The organism is Paenibacillus sp. FSL L8-0708, from assembly GCF_038009325.1.
Taxonomy (GTDB): domain Bacteria; phylum Bacillota; class Bacilli; order Paenibacillales; family Paenibacillaceae; genus Paenibacillus_AQ; species Paenibacillus_AQ odorifer.
Genome location: NZ_JBBPBC010000001.1, coordinates 4,229,489 through 4,252,299, shown reverse-complemented (window position 1 = coordinate 4,252,299; position 22,811 = coordinate 4,229,489). Strand labels below are relative to the sequence as shown.

Annotated in this window: 25 protein-coding genes; 16 read left to right on the top strand and 9 right to left on the bottom strand. The window is 41.9% G+C overall.

The features are described 5' to 3' along the window. Window positions 1–82: 82 nt before the first annotated feature. Together NYE58_RS20235 and NYE58_RS20230 are read left to right on the top strand one after the other, a co-directional pair. On the top strand, window positions 83–709 hold the full coding sequence (locus NYE58_RS20235; protein WP_341002924.1) for a type 1 glutamine amidotransferase family protein: 627 nt from the start codon (window positions 83–85) through the stop codon (window positions 707–709). A 196-nt stretch (window positions 710–905) separates the two neighbouring features. Beyond that, window positions 906–1,376 (top strand): DUF3889 domain-containing protein, encoded by a 471-nt coding sequence (locus NYE58_RS20230; protein WP_254848769.1) that lies wholly within the window; start codon window positions 906–908, stop codon window positions 1,374–1,376. A gap of 356 nt (window positions 1,377–1,732) precedes the next feature. On the opposite strand, the gene NYE58_RS20225 is transcribed toward NYE58_RS20230, so the two are convergent. After that, window positions 1,733–2,668 carry a Gfo/Idh/MocA family protein gene (locus NYE58_RS20225; RefSeq protein WP_339243659.1) on the bottom strand — a complete coding sequence of 312 codons (936 nt, stop codon included), beginning with the start codon at window positions 2,666–2,668 and terminating at the stop codon, window positions 1,733–1,735. Window positions 2,669–2,779: 111 nt separating this feature from the next. On the opposite strand from NYE58_RS20225, the gene NYE58_RS20220 reads away from it, so the two are divergent. After that, entirely contained in the window at window positions 2,780–3,736 is a 957-nt protein-coding gene (locus NYE58_RS20220) for a helix-turn-helix transcriptional regulator (protein ID WP_341002923.1), read from the top strand. A gap of 163 nt (window positions 3,737–3,899) precedes the next feature. Here NYE58_RS20220 and NYE58_RS20215 read toward each other — a convergent pair whose 3' ends face one another. After that, entirely contained in the window at window positions 3,900–5,144 is a 1,245-nt protein-coding gene (locus tag NYE58_RS20215) for an MDR family MFS transporter (protein WP_076126732.1), read from the bottom strand. A gap of 143 nt (window positions 5,145–5,287) precedes the next feature. On the opposite strand from NYE58_RS20215, the gene NYE58_RS20210 reads away from it, so the two are divergent. The 3 genes from NYE58_RS20210 to NYE58_RS20200 all read left to right on the top strand — a co-directional run bounded on the left by NYE58_RS20210 (window position 5,288) and on the right by NYE58_RS20200 (window position 8,687). Continuing rightward, a complete protein-coding gene (locus tag NYE58_RS20210; protein ID WP_248548704.1) occupies window positions 5,288–7,060 on the top strand; it encodes an ABC transporter substrate-binding protein in 1,773 nt (590 codons plus the stop codon). 255 nt (window positions 7,061–7,315) lie between these two features. Further along, window positions 7,316–8,239 carry a ketopantoate reductase family protein gene (locus NYE58_RS20205; RefSeq protein ID WP_341002922.1) on the top strand — a complete coding sequence of 308 codons (924 nt, stop codon included), beginning with the start codon at window positions 7,316–7,318 and terminating at the stop codon, window positions 8,237–8,239. A 34-nt stretch (window positions 8,240–8,273) separates the two neighbouring features. Further along, complete coding sequence (locus tag NYE58_RS20200; protein ID WP_076217738.1) at window positions 8,274–8,687, top strand: VOC family protein; 414 nt, start codon at window positions 8,274–8,276, stop codon at window positions 8,685–8,687. A 197-nt stretch (window positions 8,688–8,884) separates the two neighbouring features. Here the strand turns inward: NYE58_RS20200 and NYE58_RS20195 are convergent, their stop codons facing one another. Beyond that, entirely contained in the window at window positions 8,885–9,277 is a 393-nt protein-coding gene (locus tag NYE58_RS20195; protein WP_076217741.1) for a hypothetical protein, read from the bottom strand. A 153-nt stretch (window positions 9,278–9,430) separates the two neighbouring features. On the opposite strand from NYE58_RS20195, the gene NYE58_RS20190 reads away from it, so the two are divergent. Beyond that, window positions 9,431–10,336 (top strand): GNAT family N-acetyltransferase, encoded by a 906-nt coding sequence (locus NYE58_RS20190; RefSeq protein WP_370511598.1) that lies wholly within the window; start codon window positions 9,431–9,433, stop codon window positions 10,334–10,336. A 121-nt stretch (window positions 10,337–10,457) separates the two neighbouring features. On the opposite strand, the gene NYE58_RS20185 is transcribed toward NYE58_RS20190, so the two are convergent. Both NYE58_RS20185 and NYE58_RS20180 read right to left on the bottom strand, forming a co-directional pair. Beyond that, the gene (locus NYE58_RS20185) at window positions 10,458–10,625 is read right to left on the bottom strand and encodes a hypothetical protein (protein WP_169744777.1); all 168 of its coding nucleotides are present in this window, start codon (window positions 10,623–10,625) and stop codon (window positions 10,458–10,460) included. 220 nt (window positions 10,626–10,845) lie between these two features. Then, entirely contained in the window at window positions 10,846–11,304 is a 459-nt protein-coding gene (locus NYE58_RS20180; RefSeq protein ID WP_076126722.1) for an Hsp20/alpha crystallin family protein, read from the bottom strand. A gap of 114 nt (window positions 11,305–11,418) precedes the next feature. Between NYE58_RS20180 and NYE58_RS20175 the strand changes: the two genes are divergently transcribed. The 5 genes from NYE58_RS20175 to NYE58_RS20155 are packed head-to-tail and all read left to right on the top strand — an operon-like array spanning window position 11,419 to window position 13,082. Continuing rightward, window positions 11,419–11,643: a spore germination protein gene (locus NYE58_RS20175; protein WP_036687577.1), complete on the top strand. Its 225-nt coding sequence runs from the start codon at window positions 11,419–11,421 to the stop codon at window positions 11,641–11,643. A 13-nt stretch (window positions 11,644–11,656) separates the two neighbouring features. Then, window positions 11,657–11,884 carry a spore germination protein GerPB gene (locus NYE58_RS20170; RefSeq protein WP_076184389.1) on the top strand — a complete coding sequence of 76 codons (228 nt, stop codon included), beginning with the start codon at window positions 11,657–11,659 and terminating at the stop codon, window positions 11,882–11,884. Between the two features lie 42 nt (window positions 11,885–11,926). After that, entirely contained in the window at window positions 11,927–12,541 is a 615-nt protein-coding gene (gene gerPC / locus NYE58_RS20165) for a spore germination protein GerPC (protein WP_341002921.1), read from the top strand. Further along, complete coding sequence (locus NYE58_RS20160) at window positions 12,519–12,695, top strand: spore gernimation protein GerPD (protein WP_111504304.1); 177 nt, start codon at window positions 12,519–12,521, stop codon at window positions 12,693–12,695. The genes gerPC and NYE58_RS20160 overlap by 23 nt, the downstream gene beginning before the upstream one ends. A 3-nt stretch (window positions 12,696–12,698) precedes the next feature. Beyond that, on the top strand, window positions 12,699–13,082 hold the full coding sequence (locus tag NYE58_RS20155) for a hypothetical protein (protein ID WP_076217743.1): 384 nt from the start codon (window positions 12,699–12,701) through the stop codon (window positions 13,080–13,082). A 6-nt stretch (window positions 13,083–13,088) separates the two neighbouring features. Here NYE58_RS20155 and NYE58_RS20150 read toward each other — a convergent pair whose 3' ends face one another. The 3 genes from NYE58_RS20150 to NYE58_RS20140 form a co-directional block, all read right to left on the bottom strand. After that, complete coding sequence (locus tag NYE58_RS20150; protein ID WP_341002920.1) at window positions 13,089–14,402, bottom strand: outer membrane protein assembly factor BamB family protein; 1,314 nt, start codon at window positions 14,400–14,402, stop codon at window positions 13,089–13,091. Between the two features lie 189 nt (window positions 14,403–14,591). Continuing rightward, window positions 14,592–15,548, bottom strand: a complete 957-nt coding sequence (locus NYE58_RS20145; protein WP_341002919.1) for an alpha/beta hydrolase — start codon at window positions 15,546–15,548, stop codon at window positions 14,592–14,594. Between the two features lie 198 nt (window positions 15,549–15,746). Then, complete coding sequence (locus tag NYE58_RS20140; protein WP_076217746.1) at window positions 15,747–17,069, bottom strand: APC family permease; 1,323 nt, start codon at window positions 17,067–17,069, stop codon at window positions 15,747–15,749. Window positions 17,070–17,197: 128 nt separating this feature from the next. On the opposite strand from NYE58_RS20140, the gene NYE58_RS20135 reads away from it, so the two are divergent. The 3 genes from NYE58_RS20135 (at window position 17,198) to NYE58_RS20125 (ending at window position 20,118) form a co-directional block, all read left to right on the top strand. Continuing rightward, complete coding sequence (locus NYE58_RS20135; RefSeq protein WP_341002918.1) at window positions 17,198–18,100, top strand: LysR family transcriptional regulator; 903 nt, start codon at window positions 17,198–17,200, stop codon at window positions 18,098–18,100. 28 nt (window positions 18,101–18,128) lie between these two features. Then, window positions 18,129–19,034, top strand: a complete 906-nt coding sequence (locus NYE58_RS20130) for a tyrosine-type recombinase/integrase (protein WP_076106781.1) — start codon at window positions 18,129–18,131, stop codon at window positions 19,032–19,034. 112 nt (window positions 19,035–19,146) lie between these two features. Beyond that, window positions 19,147–20,118 (top strand): glycoside hydrolase family 113, encoded by a 972-nt coding sequence (locus NYE58_RS20125; protein WP_256719013.1) that lies wholly within the window; start codon window positions 19,147–19,149, stop codon window positions 20,116–20,118. Window positions 20,119–20,309: 191 nt separating this feature from the next. Here the strand turns inward: NYE58_RS20125 and NYE58_RS20120 are convergent, their stop codons facing one another. After that, window positions 20,310–21,233: an L-lactate dehydrogenase gene (locus tag NYE58_RS20120; protein ID WP_036687562.1), complete on the bottom strand. Its 924-nt coding sequence runs from the start codon at window positions 21,231–21,233 to the stop codon at window positions 20,310–20,312. A gap of 172 nt (window positions 21,234–21,405) precedes the next feature. Here NYE58_RS20120 and NYE58_RS20115 point away from each other — a divergent pair, with 172 nt between their 5' ends. Then, window positions 21,406–22,788, top strand: a complete 1,383-nt coding sequence (locus NYE58_RS20115) for an amino acid permease (RefSeq protein WP_076277012.1) — start codon at window positions 21,406–21,408, stop codon at window positions 22,786–22,788. Window positions 22,789–22,811: the final 23 nt, after the last annotated feature.

Genomic DNA, 22,811 nt, shown 5'->3' with positions numbered 1-22,811 from the left:
AAGTCATTTTATAATGATGATAATCATTGATTACCGATGGTTGGTATCACTTGATGAATTGTAAAATAGGGAGAACTTGCAAATGAATAATACGGTATATCTTTATGTGTTTGACACAATGGCAGACTGGGAAATAGGTTACTTAACTGCCGAACTGAACTCGGGAAGATATTATAAAAAGGGGCTGGCCCCATCAAAAATAGTTACCGTGGGAATTGATAAGACTCCAATAACTACAATGGGCGGATTGAAAATATTGCCTGACATCAAATTGGTTGATTGCAGTATTGAAAGATCCGATCTATTGATTTTACCCGGTGGAGATACATGGACAGAAACCATTCACCACCCCCTCTTAAAAATCGCTGAAAGGTGTTTAAGGGAAGGTATATGGGTTGCAGCGATTTGTGGTGCTACAATGGGACTTGCCCAGACAGGATTGCTGAATTCACGCGGGCATACAAGCAATGATCTGGAATACCTTAAAATGATCTGTCCCACTTATACAGGAGAAAAGCATTATAAAATGGAGTCTGCTGTAACTGATGGAAAACTGATCACAGCATCTGGGATAGCTCCGTTGGAATTTTCTGCACACATCTTGAAAGCTTTGGATGTGTTTTCTCCAAAAACATTAGACGCTTGGTATAGCCTTTATAAGACTAGTGATTCTAAATATTACTATGAGTTGATGAATTCAATACAATAAAAGATATGGGAGTGTCAGGTAAATATACAAGAATGGAACACCCAACGACTTTACATCTATTACCCATATATAACAGTGTGTTATATATGGGTAAGGACAAGATGCCGTATGAGTAACAACGCGATTTAAAATATTCGTTCCACAGAAATCCTAACGGAGTACGATAGTTAAGCATAAAGGGTTCCACATATTAGTCATGACTAATATGTGGAACCCTTTATTATATCTGACTTTCCTAAATCTAGATCTTGATAAATTTAAAAATAAAGTTGTAGACTGTACGCTGGCGTTAAGTTGTCTAAGAATACATTTGGATAAAGTGGGAGATATTACTGAAAACTTCTCCAGATGGGCGGTTATTATGAAAAAAATACTGATATCATTTTTGGCGATACTTATTTTTTCTACTGTTACAGTAGAGGCTGCGCCTGAATACGCAAAATGGGGCAAAATTGCAGTAGAGGAAACACAAAAACGATACAATGCAGTCATAATTGATTATAAGCACATTGGTCGTACTGAACTAACACCTAAAAAGTCTGAAGAGAAATTCAAACTATGGATTAGAAGCAAAGCAGGTAACGAGTTTGGAGTTTTTGTATCGATCCAATTTGACCCGCTAACTGATACAATCCAATCGATTCAGTTTTCTGAAACTAATCGTTAGATTTAATAAATCTCGCGATTACGCTAATGGGGCACGATAGTACAATGACAACAGACTGCCGAGATCATAGGCAGCCTGTTCAGCTAACTTATCCTCTAATTGAACGACCTTAATCCCAAGGATGAAACCCCTCCAAAATGCTGTGAAATAACAGCTTTTTATGAACAAGAACTAACCATAGCGTACCAAAAAGGACTGAATTTACTACTTTATTCTACAATTTCAACATATGAAAAATTCACAATAGAAAACTCAAAACCTATTCCTCTCCCTAGCTACTATCCACTAATTCCATAAGTTCTACACCCCCACAAACAAAACCCATGAAAAAGGATACCTAACACCAACCCCTATGTTTACACAAGCCTTTTTTCTATTTTTATTGCTAATTCCATAGCTTGTAAGGCATAGTCTAACTCGATTATTGATGTAGAACCCTCCTCTAAGCATTGGAGAGCATGCGTAATACTCTTTTCAAAAGGATTAGCTTGTTCTAACAAAAGTTGCTGTTTACCTGCAGAGGTATATTCAATTAATGATCCTTCAACCGTGCCGTTCATGTCGTCACTTTCTTGATAGACTAGCTTTCCTTGTTCAAAATAAGCCTCATACCCTACGGAAAAAGGATAACCCGTTGGCATTTGTGAGGATACAACGATCTCTGCGGAGACATTCGTTTTCTGAAAATGGGTACGCACTAAAGCTTGTTCACTTCGTCCACCATCGGTTCCCCACACAAAGTATTCTTCTAACGATCCAAGCAGCCACGTTACAAAATCAAGTTCGTGAATCATCAGATTTGTGGAGATAGAATGAAGTCCGAGATCCCCCCAGAGAGGAGACGTTTCTCTTTTTAAGGTGAAGGCTAAAAGCTTTCCATATTTCTCATTAGAAGTGGTTTCGTATAAATATTTGTACGCAGGATCAAATTTAATAAATTGGTTCACGAGAATTCGTCTGCCATACAATTGTTCTGCTTCCTTCATCGCAAGGGCATCTTCAATGGTAAAGCATACGGGGGTTTCACAGAATACATGTTTTCCATGTTTAAGCGCCTCAACGGCATACTGTCTATGTAAAGTCACGGGCAGACAGATATCGATCACATCAATCGTGGTATCAAGCATGATATCCTCTATATTTGTGGTAATCTCAACGCCTAACGTTTGTTTTAAATTTTGCAGCTTAGCTTCATTTCTACCATAAACAATAACTTTGTCTACACGCTCATTTTTCGTCAATAATTCTGCATGATAAGCTCCGAACCCTGTTCCTAATACGGCAATTTTCATATGTTTCAGCTCCCTTTATGTAATGAACTAATCATAACCTGTTATTGCTGACAACATCATGGCAAGAATTTTGAAGTATACTAGATAAAAAAGAAAAGCTCGGAGGTTCTCATGCGCTTGCATCGTTTGATTGCTATTTTATTATTAGTGGAATCGAGAGGGAAAATGAAGGCCAATGAACTAGCTCAAGCCTTGGAGACCTCTGTACGTTCAATCTATAGAGATATTGATGTGCTAGCTGAAGCTGGAATTCCTTTGTTGTCTATGTCGGGGCCCAATGGTGGCATCTCCTTAATGGAGGGATACACAGTTAACCTGAAGCAGTTACATGGTGAAGATGTAATCAATCTATATTTAACAGGTATGGGCATCTATTCTGGGGGACATTCTGAATCGGGTCTTAAGCTGAAAACGACGCTGTTGAAATTAGAAAAAACATTGCCCGCATCCTACCAACCTGACATTCAGAAAGCGCAAAAACGCTTTTATTTCGATGACACACCTTGGTGGACAGAACGAATAGAAATTCCCTGTCTGGAATCTATTCGGACAGCTGTTTGGCGATCTCAGAAACTACAGATTGCGTACCAAAAGGTTAGCGGAGAAATATCATGCAGGAAATTACAGCCCTATGGTCTTGTGGTGAAAAAAGAGGAATGGTATCTTATAGCCTACTGTGAAGAAGCTAAGCACATCCGCACATTTAAATGTGAGCGAATTGCCTCTACGCAGCTTTTGGAAGAAGAGTACTCTATACCTATGGATTTTTCATTAGAAGAGCACTGGAAGCAGCAGGGACAGGTTTTTAAGCAAGCTTGTAAAGAGGAAGAGGTCTATCCTGTTGTGATTAGAGCCGATAAGAGAACAAGGTCTTCTTTATCTCAGCTAGAGGTCATGGAAATGAGGGAAGAAGGGGATGCATTCATTTTAAAGGTGAATATGTTTGGTTATGAAAGTGCATGTGCTAATATCTGGAGCATAATAGGACATTCCGAAATCATTGAGCCCTTAGAGCTAAGGCAATATGTGAAAGGTCAGTTGAGTTTTCTGCAGGGAATATATGATTAACCGTTTTTTCTATGTAAAAGAGACCGTAGCTATTGCATATTCTGCAAAGATACGGTCCCGATTTTCTGATAAATGAATTAATTCATATAGTTAGTTAACATAATAATGATTATGTTAACTAAGGTGAATATGATCCAGTAAATGACATATTTAATTAGATAAGTTATCCTTTTATTGCTCTAGTTTCAACACCAAGTGTTAATTTCTCTCTGGCAACAAGTCTTTTGTGCGCTACGAGAAGAAAAGGAAGACCAAAAGCTGTTGTTAAAGCCAACGGTACGAAGATCGCAAGGCCATTCTGAGCGCCATAATGGTCTAACAACACCCCCCCGAAGATAGGTGCCATAACACTCCCTAAATTATTAAAGCCAATCGTACCAAAGTACGTCCCTTTCATTTCAGGTTTGGCAATCCGATCGATCAACATATCCATCATCGTAAAGAGTAAGACTTCCCCTATAGTGAACAGAACTACACTGATCATTAATAGAGCCACACCACCTGCAAGCCCCACTAAGAGAAGACTAAGTGCAACGCAGATATTCCCAAGGATTAAAGGGACAATCGGCGGGAATTTACTTGCCGTTCGTACAATGGGATACTGCACTACTAACACGGTTATAGCATTCAGTGACAACATATAGGAGAACAATTGCCCACCATTGGTGAAATGCGTATTCATCGCTAAATATTGAGCCATTGTTGAGCCGAAGTGACCGTATCCTAACACACAAAAGATGGTACCCAGAAGTACAGGTAGGAACACACGGTCTTTACCGGTGATTGTCAAAGCTTCGAGTAAACGTGGTGCTTGAGCTTGTGTACGGGCGGGCATGCTTGAACGATGTGCCTTAAATTGCATGAATAATACAATTCCATATGCAACATATACGATTCCTGCGATTAGAAAAGGAAAAGTTGATTCCGCAGAGCCAAGCTGTAGCCCAATGATTGGACCAAATACTACACCAAGATTAATTGCTGCATATCTAAGATTAAAGACAAGCAGCTTACTCTCGGGTGGTGTAATATCGGACAAAAGTGCCCGTGAAGTAGGCTCGAATACAGATCGACATAAGCCGTTCAAGGTGTTCACCAGGAAAAATACCCATAGATGTTGAGCCACTGAGAATCCGAAGAAGACGGCTGCCCAGCCAAATACCGAGATTAACATGACGATTTTGCGGCCAACAATATCAGAAATATAACCGCCATAAAAACTGGCCAATACGCCTGCCAGCGAGCTAACCGCGACCGTAATCCCTGTTTGTGTCGGGGAAGCTCCGAGAACTTGGGTTAGATAGATGGATAAGAACGGGATGCTCATCGAGGTCACCAGACGTCCGAACATGGTGCCGATGATAATTGTCCAGGCTAGTGGGTGAATGTGCCTTAGATGCTGATTCATAATGATTACGATCTCCTAGTCTTATTGCTCTAATATTGTTGCTGCATATTCCTTGTTGATTTATGTATAATTATAATGATAAAAGGGGGAAGGAAAAGTGTAAGAATTACATTGATCATTTCACCTTTAAAGGAGTGAACCATTTGGACCAGATAAGTAATCATTTTTTATGTTTAGCAGCAGGCGTTACTAGTTCCTTCAAAGTGAATGAACCTGTTCCTGTGACGATAGATTTATTGGCTTCGATCCTGATTTGCACTCCACGTAATGTTAAATTCGTGCTGCGGAAACTGGAAGAGCAGGAATATATTCAATGGCAGCCGGGGAGAGGCAGGGGGCATATCTCTCAACTTACTTTTTTAAAAAGTATTGATGAGGTATTCGAGGATAGCTTTCAGGAGTTAGTTAGTAAAGGCAAGATAAAAGAAGCTATCGAATTGATGAGCAGCGATCAGGTGACCGGTCCCTTAAAGGAACGATTGTTAACGATGTTAAATAAACAGATGGGTTTCCGTAGTGAAGCAGAGTCAACCTCAGGGCTGGACGTCCTGCGGATTACCCGTAACCGGCATATGGAAGTACTGGACCCTGCTTATGTATACACCGCTTTTGAATCCTATTTGCTGGGTCAGATCTATAGCACACTAGTTACTTATGACGCAACGACCGATACCTTTCTTCCTGGTTTGGCCCATATGTGGGAAGCTAATGAGGGCCATACAAGTTATATTTTTTACCTCCGTAAGGGGGTGCGCTTTCATCACGGAAGAATCATGACCTCGAGAGATGTAAAAGAGACGCTGCAACGGCTTATCGACTTGAACAGCCCTGCGGTTAGCCTTTATAAGGATATCGAACGAGTAGAGGTTGAAGGAGATCATCGAATCCGGTTTGTGTTGTCACGTCCAAATCTCTTTTTTCTGCATCTGTTCAGTTGTATTCACATGTCCATTCTCCCTTACGATATAGACATCACTAGTGAAGTAAGCGGTACAGGTCCCTACCGTTTATTGGATCTGAATGAGGATGTTTTGGTGCTCGCAGCTTTTGATTTTTATTTCGGAATTCGGCCGCTTCTGGATCGTGTTGAGATTTGGTATTTGCCAAAAGAGGCTTCTAATGAACGCCAATACCAGCTGCCAGATCCTGAACATGGGGAACTTTTACCTGATATCATCAGCAATCACAGTATAGATTACCCAGCCTTAGGCTGCAGATATATTCTGTTTAATTTTCATAGAGAGGGAATTCATCAGCAGCTATGGTTTCGCCAAGTGATCCGTATCCTTTACAGTCGAACGGCTTTAATAAAAGAATTGGGTGGCAATCGTATCACTCCAGCAGATAGCTTTTTGCCATGGGAGAGCAGTAAGAGAGAGCTTCTAGATCCAACTTTGGAACATGCCCGAGCGCTTTTAGCGGAAAACGGGTATCAGGGAGAAGTCATTACTTTAGCAACTAAGGATAAAAAAGAAGAACGAGAAGAAGCGTTATGGCTCCAAACACGCGCTGCCTCCGTAGGTTTGCAAATTGAGTTATATTTTTTCAATGAATTTAAGGCAGATCATATACAGACAACAGCCGAGATCCAGCTTGCTGAAGAGGTTTTAGAAGATGATTGGCAATGGGGAATGATTAACTACTTTAATAATAAATCTAATTATTTATTCTCTTTGCTTAGAAAGGACCAGATTTCATTGTTTTCGAAGGTATTAGGTCCTTTCACAGAATCTCCAAAGGATGAACGGGTGAAACTACTGAATCAAGCAGAGGAGATTCTTCGAGACAATTACTGGGTGCTACATGGCTGTCATATGAATAAAAAAGCTCAGCTAAATCAAAGCCTGTTTGGTCTGCACACCGGTTCCTTCGGGTTTCTGGACATCTCTAAGTTATGGATTAAAACTAGGCTTTAAGGTTTTCTTTTGTTATACTTTCCAGGGAGGCTGTATCGATAGAATCGAATGGCGCTCTAGATGGATCAGATTTAAGAATAGTAATTTATTTGTAGCCATGGAGGTGAACTCGTTGGATTTTGCTCAGATCCGTATGGACCGAGACAAAAGAACGGTCGATACTTGACTCTTTTTTTGCCATTCGGACCTGTTTAGCGGATAAGCTAAGCGGTCTTTTTATTTGTTAAAAATTAGGTGAAAAAAGGGGAGACTTACATGCGTTTTCTATTCGTGGGTGCAGGAGCTATTGGTGGTTATTTTGGAGGGCGTCTGGTTCAAAAAGGGGAAGATGTAACTTTTCTAGTCCGTTCTACTAAACAAAAGCAGTTAGAAGATGAGGGTCTGGCAATAAAAAGTGTGCATGGTGACTTTAAGACTCCCGTTCGGACGATTACATATGGGGAGAAGGCAGAGCCTTTTGACTGTATTATTATTGCAGTGAAGGCCTATCATTTGCCTCAGGTGATGATGGATCTTACCCCTTTCGTCGGTGAACAGACTATGATTCTCCCGCTCCTTAATGGGTATAAACATTTTGGTATTTTGCAGCAGCATTTTGGAGCAGAAAAGGTACTGGGTGGTCTTTGTTATATCGAGACAACGTTAGGTTCTAATGGAGCTATCATACAAAGTAGTTCTTTTCATAGTATTGTGTTTGGTGAATGGGCGGGTGGGGAGTCAGAACGAACGCAGAAACTTCTCAGTCATTTGGATAAAGCAGGTTTCACTGTGATACTAAGCTCTGATATTCAGCGCGAAGTGTGGCAGAAATATATATTCGTAGCTAGTTTAAGCGGGATTACAACTTTAATGGATAGCTCGGTTGGACCCATTTTAGCCTCATCTACAGCGCGTACTATTTATGAACAGCTTCTGAATGAGATCGTGAGTGTAGCGCAAAGTGCAGGAATGCCTGTTGGAGCAGATATGGTGACTGCTACGATGCAAAAGATGGATTCGGTCCCACCCGAATTTACTTCCTCTATGCATAGGGATATGCTAAAACATCTGCCAGTGGAAGCTGAGCATCTGCATGGTGCTCTTTTGGCGATGGCTGTATCTGGTCAAGTTGTGTATCCTATTCTCGAAACCGTATATGCCCGTTTGAAAGTATACGAAAGCGTTAATGATATGAGATGATCTGTATAAAATTACTTTAAGGAGCTGGACGATTATGAAGGAACTGAATCAAAAGATAATGACATTTCTAATGTTCGAAGGAAAGGCTGAAGAAGCTATGAATTTCTATACTTCTTTATTTGATCACTCCGAAATCATCAGTATTAAACGTTATGGAGCAAATGAAGCAGGCCCTGAAGGGAGTGTCATGCAGGCTACTTTTTCATTACATGGACAAGTCTTTATGTGTATAGATAGCTACGTGAAGCATGGATTCACCTTTACTCCAGCGGTATCCTTATATGTGAATTGTGAAAGTGAAGCCGAAATTGACCGCGTCTATGCAGCATTATCCCAGGGTGGACAGGTGCTCATGCCACTAGGCGAATATCCATTCAGTTCGAAATTTGGCTGGGTAGCGGATCAATTTGGTGTGTCATGGCAATTAAATCTTTCGGGGAATGTGTAATCGATTGATGTGTTGCACGGTCAGATAATATTCTGTATCACAAGGGTCCGAGTTCGTCTGTAAAATGACGTACTCGGACCCTTAGTGTTCAGGCAGCGGAAAGGTCTGAGGAATCTTCTGATTTTTAAATTACGGTTGCAGCCCGCTTATGACTAATGAAGAAATTAGCTGTATATTAGCAATTAAAGTAACAGCTGTTAATTACATTGCTGAACAACGGTTGTGCGTTCATTAGTAATCGTGACTTTGGAATGACCTGATAAATATTCGGTATAACCGCACACGGTTTGTTCTTTAGACTGTCCGTTAGAGTTGGTATATCGAAGATATATAGCACCTTCACCATTTAAACTCAATTTTGGTTTGAATTTTTTCTTTTGTCCTGCTTTTATTGGACTTGTATACAATTTCTTTGAATCCGCACGAATTAATCCTACTTCGATAGAGCTAATATCAACATCAGATTGATTATCTACGATGACTGAGAAGCTTTTAAACGGACTCAGAAGATTTGATATCGTCCCTACACCAAGAGCAACTCCACAAGTAATCAGAAATAGCGTAATTCCTATAAAAAATCGTTTTCTCATCCTTCAGTCCCCCTATATAAGTAAGACAGGGGTTACTTAAAAAATGTTACAACAAGGAGAAGTTAGTTATAAAAATTCATTACCAAATCAAGTGTGGACATGCATGTTATTATAAATATATTCCATATTAATGATTTGAAAAGGGGTTTTGTATTGACTACTATCCGTCATTTTGAACAAGGTGACATGCCATTACTTGGTGAACTTTATAGCACAGTATCTTCAAAGGGGAATGTTGTTTTTTGGTGGGTTGGCACTGAGGAAAATTGGGAAAATGTATATTGCGCTTTCGAGGACGGTAAAATGGTGGCCAAAGGTCAAGTGAGCATCATCAATATTGTTCCGCCCGGCCGTTCCGAGGATAGCAGACATTCGATCTACCTGAACTTAAAAACAATACCAGAACGTGAAGGCGATTATGATTTATTAGAAAAAGTTTATCAGTCACTCTTATTAAGAGCACTCGAATTAAAAGAAACGTTATCAAAGGATTACAAAACCACTCTATGTGTAGGGAACGATTCGGCAGAAGTCTTGAATACTCAATTTTTCGAAAAAGTGAAGGGCTTCTCTCATTATAATAGCTTATTTAAGATGAAACACAATCTAAGTGATGGCTTGTCTGAACCCACTCTGGCTAAGGAACTTGAATTCGCAACCTGGAATATGGAGACGCCTGAAGAAGACGAGCATTATTTGGAATTAGAAGCTGAGATTTGGCCGGAAACTCCGCTAGGGAAAGAACGGTTAGCTGAATTTAAACAAAATCCGCTCTGGACATCACTTGTTGTTCGAGAAGGGGAGAAGGTTGCGGGTAGCTTAATGGTCTGGCAGGAAGAGAAGGGTGGCTACATCGAAAATGTATTTGTACTTGAGCCATGGAGAAGATCCGGAATTGCTAAGTACATGCTTTTTCAAGCATTGAGCTATTTTAGAACCCACGGACTGGAAGAGGCATCTCTGATGGTGCTTACGGAAAATGATTCTGCATTACGGCTATATGAATCTGTCGAATTCATTCTAACGAATGAGGAAAGACGATATCGGATTGAACTATAAAAGTTTTTGAAAGTGAAGGATTACCAAGCAAAGTGCGATAGCTTTTTTGTCGAGCTTAGGTTCGAGGTTAAGGTCGCACTTTATTTGGTAACCCGTTCTGTGAATTATCTGCTAAATGCTTTCATGCCTTTTGCTTCCCATCACATTTTTTACATACGTTAAGCTTTTCACCTGAAATGCCTTTCCCGAAGTACAACAGCTTAATACGTGTGCTTCCACAGATCGGACATGTTCCTCTGGCCCGGGATGGAATGCGCCAAAGTGCTTTGCCGCGTTTGTTTTTAGACATGATTTGCCCCCACCTTTACTCTTAATACTCCATCTTATGACCAAGAAGAACTTAAAGTTCGAAGAGCGAAAAGAATAGAAAATCGGATGAAAAAGGGCTAAAAATCACCCTCAAAAAACAGCGTATAACTTAAATTATACGCTGTTTTGATTTTAAGGCATTTTTTTTAGGGGAATGGGGCGCTTGGACGAGTAAAACAGGTGGATTTTAAAGGGATATTTTATAAATAACGGATGTCGATGTCTTTGAATCTTCCCGCTGACATTTTAGGCATTCTGAATTGCAGGGAACCTTGTTTATAAGTGCCTCTGCTCTGATCTGGAATGACGGGAACTGGCAACTGAATAATCTCGCTATGATCTTTTCCTAAACCTGTTAATTTAATTTGTGTGCGATTGATTTGTGCCCATATACTTTCGGGGTGAATTCCGTTCGGAATACGAATTTTGGTAATCAGGTGATTATGAGTGTCGATATGCTCAAAACTTAAACTTGTGGTTTCGTTCATAAATGAAGAGGAGGTCGCTGCAGTTGCTTCACGGATTACTTTTTCGACATACCCGTCAATTTGGTTAGGATCCAACTTCCACTGCTCTTCAAGAGCTTTCAAGGATAACTTTTTCTTAAAAAAGGGATCTTCATTCATCCAATCTAAAGGGTTCGTCTTATTGGGACTCATAGCTCTGCGCCTCCTACGGTTTTTATCCATTGTATGGGCGTTTGACTTATTCAGTGACATCTGGGCGAATATCTACATAGAATAGCTTATCATTCCGAAAGGAGGAGTGGTTTGGTGGTTTCAATCATCGGCAATATTAAAATCAATAGCGTAGGCCCCAGCTCCACAGTCTTAGTAGGAAATACGGCATCCGTTATCCTGAGCAGCAACTCTAAAATTTATGCCGGTGCCAACTCCTTCTCCATAGGTGACTCTATAGGTACGAATATAACGAATAATGCGGCCAGCAGTACAAATACGATGGATTCAGATGTGGTGGATCAAGTATCACCTCCTTAAGGGTGGGGTTTAAATGAACATTACGGTATATCAATGCATATCGATCTATAATCTAAAAATCGGCACTATCTCTAATTCCTCAGTTCTTCAGGTAGGGACATCGGGACGAATTAATACTTTGTCTCATAATTATGAGACCTCTGGAGCTCCATCATCGGCTCCAACGACTCCAGCGGAAAAAATGGCTTCACCCCTTGTATCCTTACCGCCAGCGGCGGAACTATATGCACATCTGAATTAGGCTCTTTGTCCCCGCATACAATAAACCATAGGAGGGGGTTGTATGCATCCGTATTACGCTCAGCAGGTTTTTAATACACTCAGATTACAAGCGGAGAAGATTCAACAGTTAGAGAAGCAGCTTCGCGATTTGCAAGGCGATGTAGACAGCATAAAGAACAATAAATCTGCAAGTATAGGACCTATCAATTATCATTTTGAACAATTAAAAATCGAAAAGCTGGAAGGCACTTTAAATATAGGCATTACACCGAATGAGGGAAACAATCTGGATGAAGCGATGATCAACGGTAAACCTATTGGGGAGCGGGAGGATGGTACAACTGCCTTATCGGATCAGATTCGCCCACAGATTTTGAAGTATGTGCAAGAAGAGGTCCCCTCGCAATTTTCACGTTTAGAAAAAGAGAAGGATTTAAGCATTGATGAGCAATATATCCAAATGGTGACTCAGGATCTGCTGAATCAAATGGATGGACGGATTAACGAGTATGTAAACCAACTCCCTGCCACAGAAGAAGGGCGTGGATACACTGATGAGGAATGCGCTTCTATTGTAGAGCAAATCAAACGAGATATCGTTATGGCAGTAGAGCGGCATTTGGAAATAAATATAACCGGAAGGCGGGAGACGAATGAAGATAACGGTGATCAATAGAGATATTAGTGTCAATGCAGTGAAAGTCGTTTCGATCTCAGGTTCATCAGTATTTTTAGTAGGGGATACTCAATCCATTCATTGCTCCTCGGCGTTTGACAGCGTAATAGAATATACTCAGAGCGCTCCAGATCAAGTCAAAAAAGGCAGTTAACCTATGCACACCTCACGCATACAAGATGTTTATATCAACAATCTGTCCGACAGTTCTATTTTTATTTGTGGATCTGTAGACCGGGTTCAATCTAAATTCCTGGGAAGCAAGGAGAATTATCTTTTTAACATAAGGGAGATTAATAATCACCCGAAAGATACTACACTCATAGACATCCCTATCCCTGTATGGACAAACCAAGGGAATGAAGCGGATGAATTTGTGATATTAAAGGATTCCGTGGAAACAACGATTAATATACAATATATTAAAATTCTATCGATTGGGTCTGGCACGACCTTCCAGATTGGAAACAGCGGGTCAGTTCATCTGGAGAGTCGAACCAGTGAGTTTAAACGAGAAGTGGCTGCAAAAGATAAGGAGTAACAACAACTAATTTAATTCTTTTGGCAGGGAAATCGCGAATATATCGTGCTCCGTCTGGATGTAGAGAATACCATTCGCACTAAATAGTGTGCCGTATTGTTGTGCTCCGGTCTTTACTTTGCCAAGCGCTTTGCCTGTTTCTGCATTTATGATATAGAAGTAGCCATTCTCATAGCCAGCGTAAATCCCCTTACCCAGAAATTGAACGCTAAGCGCGGGACTGTCCGGACCGTTGAAGCTTATAATGCGATTATCGTTCATTTGAACGCCAGTAATCTGTGCATCCTTTTGGAAAAAAGCCATGTTATTCACTGGACCAGCCACCCAATTTCCGTACTCCTCATAACTTTTGGGTTCACTCGCTGTTTCTTGACCTAAGGTAAAGCGGTATAGTGGATGACCACCCCATTGGTCTAAACCTCCATCGGCTGTATATAGATACGAGCCTTGAAGTGATGTAAAATAATTACCGAGTCTACTGACATCTTCGAGCGGTTTATAGTTCTTTTTGGTCTTCGCTTTTCCAGTTTTAACATCAACATGTACCAAGGTCAACTGATAGCCTTTAAGAGGCACGTTAGAGGCATCATTTGCAGCATTGGCTTGTTCGCGGAGTAATAATTCACCATCCCGGTAAGCAACAAAGCTATAAAATCCCTGAATTCTCCATAACTTCTTGCCTGTAGCCGGATCGAGACCGAAAAACTGTGTGCGTCTATTATCAACGGTACTGGATACGACCAATACCCCGTTATAAAGGCCGTCGATACTTCCTACATACATAGGGATTTCTTTATTCTCCCAGATCTTTTTACCAGTGACCGGATGATAAGCTGCAATTCCACCATGCTCGTTCCGGAAGTATATCACTCCGTTAACTAACTCCGCGAAAGCACCGATCTCGATCGGATCTTTGGTAGCCTTAACCTTCCAAAGCAATTTCCCCGTTTGAGCATTAACTTTTACAAGATAACCCTCATAAGTGATAAAGAAAACCGAGTTATTCGTTATAATCTCAGGATTTGTTCCGTTTTTGTAGGACCATTTAACTTTGCCTGTAGTGAGATCGGCGGCCTTTAGTGTCCCGCCTGATGAATAATAGAATAATCCATTTGCAATAGGAGCCAGTTGGCTATAAATTCCTTGACCATCTGCCTTGTCGTGCCATAAGGGTTTAATTGTGGTGATAGAGTCGACGGTTGTTGAAGAGGAGGCAGGAGTTGTTACTGCTGCTTGAGCACTAGACAAATATATACCAGCTCCAGATACGAGCAAGGAGGAAGATATAACGGTCTTTAGGATAAACGGTACATATTTCACGATTTTAGCTCCTTATACATCATTTATGATATATTGACGCAGAGAATGGATATTTGTTTCTCAATTGTAAAAATACACTTGTTAACATAATAAATATTATGTTAACAATAAAAGGCGAATCAGTTTCGCACAAGAATTCTTGTGGGAACCAATTCGCCTAGTAAAGGAATATGTCAATAGTTGATTTGTTTAGAAACCTCCACGAAGCCATGTTGTCGCTAACTTGATAGCTCCTTTTTTAGCATGAGTCTCGGCTAAAGGATTCAGCATGACAAAATCATGAATGATGCCTTGAAAGCGGACAGCCGTAACATTCACGCCAGCTTCCCGCAATTTGGCGGCATAAGCTTCACCCTCATCCCGTAGCACATCTGCTTCACCAGTAATGACCAGTGCATCTGGTAAATCCCGTAGTTGTTCTAGGCTAGCCCGAAGAGGGGAGGCAGTGATTTGATTACGTTCCTCAGGGTCAGTAGTATATTGATCCCAGAACCATTTCATGCCGTCCCGCTGCAAGAAATAGCCTTTGGCGAACTCATGATAGGATTCAGTATCAAACGAGGCATCCGTTACCGGATAGAATAATAGTTGTTTCGCTATCTTCGGCCCACTCCGTTCTTTAGCCATTAGAGTAATAGCAGCGGCCATATTCCCACCAACACTGTCTCCGGCTATAGAAAGCTTGCTAGTATCTAATCCGTGCTCGCTTCCTTTTTCAGCTGTCCACTGGAGTACTGCATAGATTTCTTCAATAGCTGTAGGATATTTAGCTTCTGGAGAGAGGCTGTAATTTGGGAAAACAATTGCGGCCTCCGCTCCGACAGCTAGTTCGCGGATCAGGCGATCATGGGTATGAGCATTCCCAAACACCCAGCCTGCGCCATGAATGTACAGGATAACAGGCAGCGACGCTGATGAAGAGCTTGGGGGACGAACGATTCTTATGGAAACATCACCATTAGGTCCACCTGGCACCATTAGATCTTCAATATCAACTTCAGGTTTATATATATCACTGGATTGTACGCTATCTACCGTTTCACGGCCTTTTTCTGGCCCAAGGTCAGGTAGAAAGGGAGGTTTCGCATTATCATCGGCAAATTTTTGAGCAGCTGGCTCAAGAATGATCTTAGTTTTGTTTGGCATGATTTATCGTCTCCTTTGACTGGTCATAGTCTAGTATACCCTCTTCATTCCATAACCATCTAAGCAGCGGCTGAAACGAATGCCAGTTTAGGAGTAGTTAGAGATTTGACGCTATTTGCGCATTTATCGCCTATTGAGCACGGTTTCGGACACCAACACAACTATTCCTTAGGGAGAGGTTCAAACGCAGTTAGAGCCTTACAACACCTTTTGTTGTTCCTCATGCATTTTAGGACCAATCTCTTCAGTGACACGCATCCTCTGTTTACGCTTATTACGGATAATCCAAACGAATACCAAAGTAATGAGTAGCGGATAGCCTATTGCCCAGCCCGTAAAAGGAAACACAGCAGCTGTTGCTAAAAAGGAAATCCAACTTATCGTCACACCTAAGCGACTTCCTTTGAGCAGACGTATTCCTGCAGCACAACCTCCGATATAAGTCAGGATAAAAGTAGCATTCGGAAACTGGATCAGAGTGGTGATGGAGAGGGACCCGCTGCCATATAGCGTCATCACCGATACAAAACAAAGCAGAAGAAAAGCTATGCCGCCGATAGGGGTATGATACTGTTTGGATATTTTACCCATCCATTTCGGTGCAGAGCCTTGGCGGGATAAAGCATAAGCCACACGTGAGGCAGCTCCTGCATAGGCAATAATTGTGGCTGTACAGATGAACAGACCGGTAAGTCCGGCAATAAATCCTCCCCAGCGCCCAAGAGGCTGACTAATAATCCAGACGAGTGAAGTGCTTGATCCACCTTTGAGGTAGCTTTGTGTACCAACAGTTGCTAGTGCGGAGAGAAAATATAGAATCCCTACTATAATAGCGGCGATAGTTACTCCTTTAACGGCGGCACGCTGTGGGTCCTTGAACTCCTCAGATAGGTGTGAGACAGCCTCCCAGCCAATAAAACACCAGAATAAGATTGCAGCAGCCTGGCCAATGCTCATCCATCCATGTGGGATAAAGGGAGTGAAGTGTTCGACTTCCATACGGGGCAGTGCAGTAGCAAAGGAGAAGACCAGCACAGCAACAATCGCTATAACTACCGCTATTTGTACCTTTCCAGCTACCTGCATACCAATCCAGTTCGTAATCAGGCCAATGACCAACATAATAGCGGCAATAGTAATTCTTGCAGATTCGTCCCAGCCCATAGCGGCGGTCATATAACCAGCTCCAGTCAGTGCAGCAACAGGTGCGCCAATCGGAACGGACATCAGAAAGAACCATCCTACCAGTGAGCCAGCTTTTGGACCAAAAGCAAGCGTTACAAAATGGGACACGCCTCCAGCGTTAGGGAATTTAGCAGAGAGCAGACCCATTGATAAGGCCATCGGCAAAATCAGCAACGACATAAATCCCCACGCCAGTAATGAAGCGGGACCCGCCATTTCTGCAGCTAAACCAGGAACAATTAAGACCCCAGAACCCAACACAGCCCCGATGTAAAGGGCAATAGCCTGAGGCATGCCAATGTTTTTTTGTAAAGTGTTTGAACCGGATTCCTTCATGTTTTTTTATCCTGCTTTCCTTGTCTTTTGTTCTAGAGTAGCAGATAATAGATCCATTGGAAAAACAGAATTTTTGAATAGTATCCATTCGATATTCCGATGGTTCATTTTCATTTAGGGGGAAATTCATGGAGTCACGTCATCTTTTTACCTTTTTAGTGGTAGTGGAGACGGGCAGTTTTACTAGAGCAGCACAGAAGCTTGATTATGCACAGTCCAGTATTACTGCACAAATCCAAGCACTAGAGTCTGAAATTGGCCAGCCATTATTTGATCGGATCAGTAAAAAGATTATCCTAACCGACGCAGGGCGTCGGTTGCTCCCGTTCGCTCAAGAAATATCCAGAATGCACACTTTAGCAGAGGACGCGTTACGCTCGGATAGTGAGCTTACGGGTTCTTTACGGATTGGGGCTCCTGAATCTCTAGCTGCTTTTCGCTTACCAGGTATTATTAAGGAGTTTCGCGCTAAATATCCGAAGGTGCAAATTCTTCTGAAGCCTGGAGCTTGCTGGGAACTATCAGATTTTGTCCGTTCGGGTGAACTGGATTTAGCGTTCTTGTTGCAACCTGAGACGGAAGATAAAGATTTAAATATAGAAACATTAGTACATGAGCCGATGACGCTGATCGCAGCGCCAGATCATCCCTTATTAAACCTTGCTGAGGTAGAACCCCTTCATTTAAAAGGAGTGACCATACTTCATACCGAAACGGGCTGTTCCTACCGGACTTTATTTGAACGGCATTTGAACAGTTACGGTGTTTTTCCTGACCCCACGTTAGAGTTTTGGAGCATCGAGGCGATAAAGCAATGTGTGATGGCTGATCTTGGCATTGCCTTTCTTCCATTAATTACTGTAAAAAATGAACTCTCCGAAGGCAAACTTGCCAGGTTGAATTGGAATGATGAATCACAGCGTGTGACGACGCAGATCGCCTATCATCATAAGAAATGGAAATCGCCCGTACTGACGGAGTTCTTACTTGCGATACAAAAACATGCTGAGCAATGGAGAAGTCTAATATAGATCAACGTTAACAAGGAGGCTCTAAGGCATGAATGAGTGGTGTGAAGACTACGAAGAAGGGCTGGAGGCCTTTCTCATCTGGATGAAGGATGCCGGGTACACTCCCTATACGCAAAAATCCTATTTAGTAGATGTGAAACAATTTTTAGACAGCCTGAATGGTAAAAAGCTTGAGACGGTGAAGAAGCTGCATGTCATTTCTTTTTTGACCTCTGTCCGCGAACGTGGAGTGAGTGATGCGACCCGTAACCGGAAGCATGCTGCGATTAACTGTTTTTTCAAGGCATTGATCGAGCTGGAATTACTTCAGAACAACCCGGCAGCCGGGATTAAGAAATCCAAAACGGAGATCAATCGTGAGCCGGTCTACTTAGATGAAAGTGATCTGGGTCGGTTTTTATCTTCTATAGATGGTAAATACAAAAAGCGCAATTTAGCAGTTTTTTTGTTGATGTCCTATATGGGGCTTCGGGTGGGGGAAGTCCACACGCTGAATTTGAGTGATTATAATGTAGAAAGACATTCCCTCCGTGTGTTTGGGAAGGGGCGTAAATGGCGTAATGTGCCGGTTCCCGAGGATGTAGTGCCTTTTCTCGACTCTGCGTTAGCAGAAAGGTTAGATCCTTGGCGCAGTAAAGAGGAAGCGATGTTCATTTCACAAAAAGGACGCAGGTTGTCGATCCGCGGCATTCAGCAAATTGCAGCAGATACCTTTGATCGTTTCCAAAGGGATGTGCCAGCAGCACAGCGACGTCCGTATTCAAGCCATAAGCTCCGACATTCCTTTGCAACCATGCTGCTGAGAAAAGGGGCAGATCTGCGTACTGTACAGGAACTGCTTGGTCACTCCTCGATCCAGACTACAACCGTATACACACATATTACCAGTCGTGAGAAGGAAGAGGCTATGTCTAAATTGCAAATCCAGCTGTGATAGAAAAGAAAGAAACCTCCTTAGAAAATTGATAACAAAAAATAACTTGTTATTATAACGGTATTGATTTATTCTAACAGTTATTAAGAGTTTTTTATAGGAGGTCCTAATCGTGAAGGATGTATTTCTAAAAGGGATGACTTATGGCTGGGGATCAAAACGAGGCGAATACCGCACAGAATATGCAGAAGATTCGATGAGAAAGCTGGCGGAGACAGGAAGCGAATGGATCGCCTTATCTTTTTGGACATGGCAAGACACAGTGCATTCAACAGAAATTCATTATGATTACGGTTACACGGTGACAGATCGTGATCTCGCACATGCGGTACAACAGGCAAAACAGCTTGGTCTTAAAGTTTGTCTTAAACCTGTTGTGAATTCGAGGGATGGCATTTGGAGAGCTAGGATTGGATTTCCGGAAGAGGGAGAGGTTTATTGGGCAGCATGGTTCCGTTCTTATACAAATTTCATTAAACACTATGCAGAGTTGGCGGAAGAGCTTGAATGTGAGATGTTCTGTATCGGCTGCGAAATGGTAGGCACAGAGTCTAGAACTACGGAATGGAGACAATTAATTCAAGAGGTCACTAATCTTTATACAGGGCCGATCATTTATAATGCTAATCATGGCAAAGAAGAAGGAATCGAATGGCTGGATGAGGTGGATTTTATCGGAACCAGCGCTTATTATCCGGTAGCCTCCATGCCGGGAGATTCTTATGAGAATATGCTGGCTGGTTGGGAGCGGCAGAAACCGCGGCTTAAGTCACTGTCTGAGCAATTTGGCAAGCCTCTCGTATTCATCGAGATTGGATGCCGAAGTGCTCATGGATGTGCCACCATGCCATGGGACTTTACATACACAGACTTACCGTATTCAGAAGATGAACAAGCCAACTTCTATCGGTCAGCGCTGGAAGCATTCTGGAATGAACCTTGGTTTGCCGGTTACTTCTGGTGGGACTGGAGCACGAAATTATATGCCTTGGAAGAGGCTTCCATTGACCGTGGTTTTGATATTTATGGCAAAAAAGCCGAACAAGTTCTCAAAGAATATTACAAGCAACCTATCACTAAATAAATTGATAAAAAAGATCCGGAATTTCAGGTGAGCCTGGCCTGCTAAAGGATCTTTTTGTCATTGGCAGGCTAAGTTAATTCGTGTTATATTAAAAACCGTCCTTTTCATAGTGGAGGCAACGCTCCACATATAAAAAGGACGGTTTCTTGTGTCTTTTGTAGTCAAAAAAGGCTGTTTCCAGCCATATTCGCTTACAATTCTAGCTTAGCTATTTCTGCTTTTAGCTTCTCAGCGGATTTCTGGAATAAAGCCTGTTCGGTTTCATTGAGTGGGAGGTCCAGTACCTGTCGAACACCCGAGCGGTCTACTACGCAAGGTGCACCGAGATAGACATCCGAAACCCCGTTATAGTTATTTAATAAAGTAGAAACATTCAACACGGCGCCTTCATTATGAAGAATGGAGACTACAATTCGGTCCAGTGCAAGAGCTATTGCATAAGAGGTTGAGCCTTTGGCATCAATAATTTCATAGGCTGCATTCTTGGTATCTTGGAAGATTTCTTCGCGTTCTGCTTCGTCAAAACCAAGATCAATCCCAGCTACATTCGCAAGACTCCAAACCGGAAGCTCTGAATCTCCATGTTCACCGATGATCTGTCCGTGAATACTGCGAGGATCGATTTCTTTGTGAAGACCGATCAAATAACGAAAACGAGCACTATCAAGTACCGTACCAGAACCAATTACACGTCTGCGGTCAAACCCACTTATTTTCAAAGTCGCGTAAGACAGAATATCTACAGGGTTAGTTGCAATAAGTAGAATGGCATGTTGGTTATACTTTGTAATTTTTTCAATGATATCTTTAAAAATCGAAATATTTTTACGAAGCAGATCTATCCGGGTTTCTCCCGGTTTTTGTGATGCACCGGCAGTGACTATAATGATATCTGCTTCACGGCAGTCTTCATAAGTACCAGCCCATAACTTCACACCACCGACAAAAGGCATGCCGTGATTCATATCCAGTGCTTCGCCAAGTGCTTTCTGATGATTAACGTCAATAAGTACGAGTTCGGGCATACGTCTACGTAACAATAATGTATAGGCTGTAGTTGTACCAACTGCTCCAGTACCGATAACTACGACCCGATTGGGTTTTGGGGGGGCCATGTCTCCATCTCCTTAATATTTCAAATTTTTGGTTTCAATCTTGTCCATCATAATCGTTAACGGTAGTGTTTTCAAGCTGATCTTATTTAATGCATTACCCTAATTAAGGCCATACTAAAATGTGATTTTTATTTCATTATCTTAGCAAGACTAGACAGGAGAGAATGTAAGGATGGATTTATTTCGTAAAAAGGCTCTAAACATACCCACAAGTTCTGAGGGGACGCAGTTAAACAAGACGTTGGGTGCCCTGGATCTAACAATGCTTGGGGTAGGAGCCATTATCGGCACAGGTATTTTTGTAATGACAGGAGTTGCCGCAGCAGAACATGCAGGTCCTGGTCTTATAATTTCTTTTTTACTAGCGGCGTTTGCCTGTGTGCTCTCGGCATTATGTTATTCGGAATTTGCTTCGACCATTCCTGTTTCCGGGAGTGCTTATGCTTATAGTTATGTAGCCTTTGGAGAACTATTAGCTTGGATCTTAGGCTGGGATCTTGTCTTGGAATACGGAGTTGCCGCAGCGGCTGTAAGCAGCGGTTGGTCAGGGTATTTTCAGGGGTTATTAGAGGGCTTTGGGATACATCTTCCAACCGCACTATCGGGGGCTTATAATGCAGAAGCGGGTACAATAATAAATCTGCCTGCAGTAATCATCATTTTGTTAATTTCCTATTTACTGACTCGGGGAACCAAAGAAACGGCACGCTTTAACGCAATCATGGTTTTTATCAAAATAGCAGTGGTGCTTCTATTTATCGTAACAGGATTTTTCTATGTGAAGCCAGAGAACTGGACTCCGTTTCTCCCTTTTGGGTACCATGGCGTGATCAATGGCGCGGCCACAGTGTTTTTTGCCTACATAGGTTTTGATGCGCTAGCAACTGCTGCTGAAGAGGTGAAAAGACCCCAACGCGATTTGCCGATTGGAATTATTTCATCCCTTGCTATCTGTACGGTCTTGTACGTTCTTGTCTCACTCGTATTAACGGGTATTGTTCCATATACTGATCTCAATGTTAGTGATCCTGTATCTTATGCGCTTCGCTTTGTAAATCAGGATATGATTGCCGGTCTGATCTCTGTTGGAGCCATTGCGGGAATGACTACGGTACTGCTCGTGATGTTATTTGGTCAAACTCGGCTGTTATTTGCCATCTCACGTGATGGCCTACTGCCCATAAGTTTATCTAAGATTAATGCTAAAACACAGGTACCTGTACGAAGCACATGGATGGTAGGTATCTTAATAGCTGTGTTAACGGGTTTCATCCCACTGGACCGGTTGGCAAATCTGACAAGCATAGGAACATTGTTTGCCTTTTTTGTAGTGTCTTTAGGGGTAATCGCGCTTAGATATATTCATCCGGATTTAAAAAGAGGGTTCAGAGTTCCTTGGGTACCTTTCATTCCGCTGTTAAGTGCGGCAACTTGTGGTATTTTGATGTATAATCTAGGAAGTGAGACTTGGATTGGTTTTCTAATTTGGACAGTTGTTGGACTTCTAATCTATGCACTATATGGCTATCGTAATAGTAATTTGAATCATAAATAAGATTCAATCCATCCGAGAGGAGA

What these genes read in the sequence shown, in the direction of transcription:
- NYE58_RS20235 (WP_341002924.1), top strand. Translation starts at nt 83, where the DNA reads ATGAATAATACGGTATATCTTTATGTGTTTGACACAATGGCAGACTGG.
- NYE58_RS20160 (WP_111504304.1), top strand. Translation starts at nt 12,519, where the DNA reads ATGAAGATAACGGTGATCAATAGAGATATTAGTGTCAATGCAGTGAAA.
- NYE58_RS20180 (WP_076126722.1), bottom strand. Translation starts at nt 11,304, where the DNA reads ATGAGTCCCAATAAGACGAACCCTTTAGATTGGATGAATGAAGATCCC.
- NYE58_RS20145 (WP_341002919.1), bottom strand. Translation starts at nt 15,548, where the DNA reads ATGCCAAACAAAACTAAGATCATTCTTGAGCCAGCTGCTCAAAAATTT.
- NYE58_RS20195 (WP_076217741.1), bottom strand. Translation starts at nt 9,277, where the DNA reads ATGAGAAAACGATTTTTTATAGGAATTACGCTATTTCTGATTACTTGT.
- NYE58_RS20170 (WP_076184389.1), top strand. Translation starts at nt 11,657, where the DNA reads ATGAACATTACGGTATATCAATGCATATCGATCTATAATCTAAAAATC.
- NYE58_RS20135 (WP_341002918.1), top strand. Translation starts at nt 17,198, where the DNA reads ATGGAGTCACGTCATCTTTTTACCTTTTTAGTGGTAGTGGAGACGGGC.
- NYE58_RS20130 (WP_076106781.1), top strand. Translation starts at nt 18,129, where the DNA reads ATGAATGAGTGGTGTGAAGACTACGAAGAAGGGCTGGAGGCCTTTCTC.
- NYE58_RS20230 (WP_254848769.1), top strand. Translation starts at nt 906, where the DNA reads ATGACTAATATGTGGAACCCTTTATTATATCTGACTTTCCTAAATCTA.
- NYE58_RS20225 (WP_339243659.1), bottom strand. Translation starts at nt 2,668, where the DNA reads ATGAAAATTGCCGTATTAGGAACAGGGTTCGGAGCTTATCATGCAGAA.
- NYE58_RS20140 (WP_076217746.1), bottom strand. Translation starts at nt 17,069, where the DNA reads ATGAAGGAATCCGGTTCAAACACTTTACAAAAAAACATTGGCATGCCT.
- gerPC (WP_341002921.1), top strand. Translation starts at nt 11,927, where the DNA reads ATGCATCCGTATTACGCTCAGCAGGTTTTTAATACACTCAGATTACAA.
- NYE58_RS20200 (WP_076217738.1), top strand. Translation starts at nt 8,274, where the DNA reads ATGAAGGAACTGAATCAAAAGATAATGACATTTCTAATGTTCGAAGGA.
- NYE58_RS20220 (WP_341002923.1), top strand. Translation starts at nt 2,780, where the DNA reads ATGCGCTTGCATCGTTTGATTGCTATTTTATTATTAGTGGAATCGAGA.
- NYE58_RS20185 (WP_169744777.1), bottom strand. Translation starts at nt 10,625, where the DNA reads ATGTCTAAAAACAAACGCGGCAAAGCACTTTGGCGCATTCCATCCCGG.
- NYE58_RS20205 (WP_341002922.1), top strand. Translation starts at nt 7,316, where the DNA reads ATGCGTTTTCTATTCGTGGGTGCAGGAGCTATTGGTGGTTATTTTGGA.
- NYE58_RS20120 (WP_036687562.1), bottom strand. Translation starts at nt 21,233, where the DNA reads ATGGCCCCCCCAAAACCCAATCGGGTCGTAGTTATCGGTACTGGAGCA.
- NYE58_RS20215 (WP_076126732.1), bottom strand. Translation starts at nt 5,144, where the DNA reads ATGAATCAGCATCTAAGGCACATTCACCCACTAGCCTGGACAATTATC.
- NYE58_RS20115 (WP_076277012.1), top strand. Translation starts at nt 21,406, where the DNA reads ATGGATTTATTTCGTAAAAAGGCTCTAAACATACCCACAAGTTCTGAG.
- NYE58_RS20155 (WP_076217743.1), top strand. Translation starts at nt 12,699, where the DNA reads ATGCACACCTCACGCATACAAGATGTTTATATCAACAATCTGTCCGAC.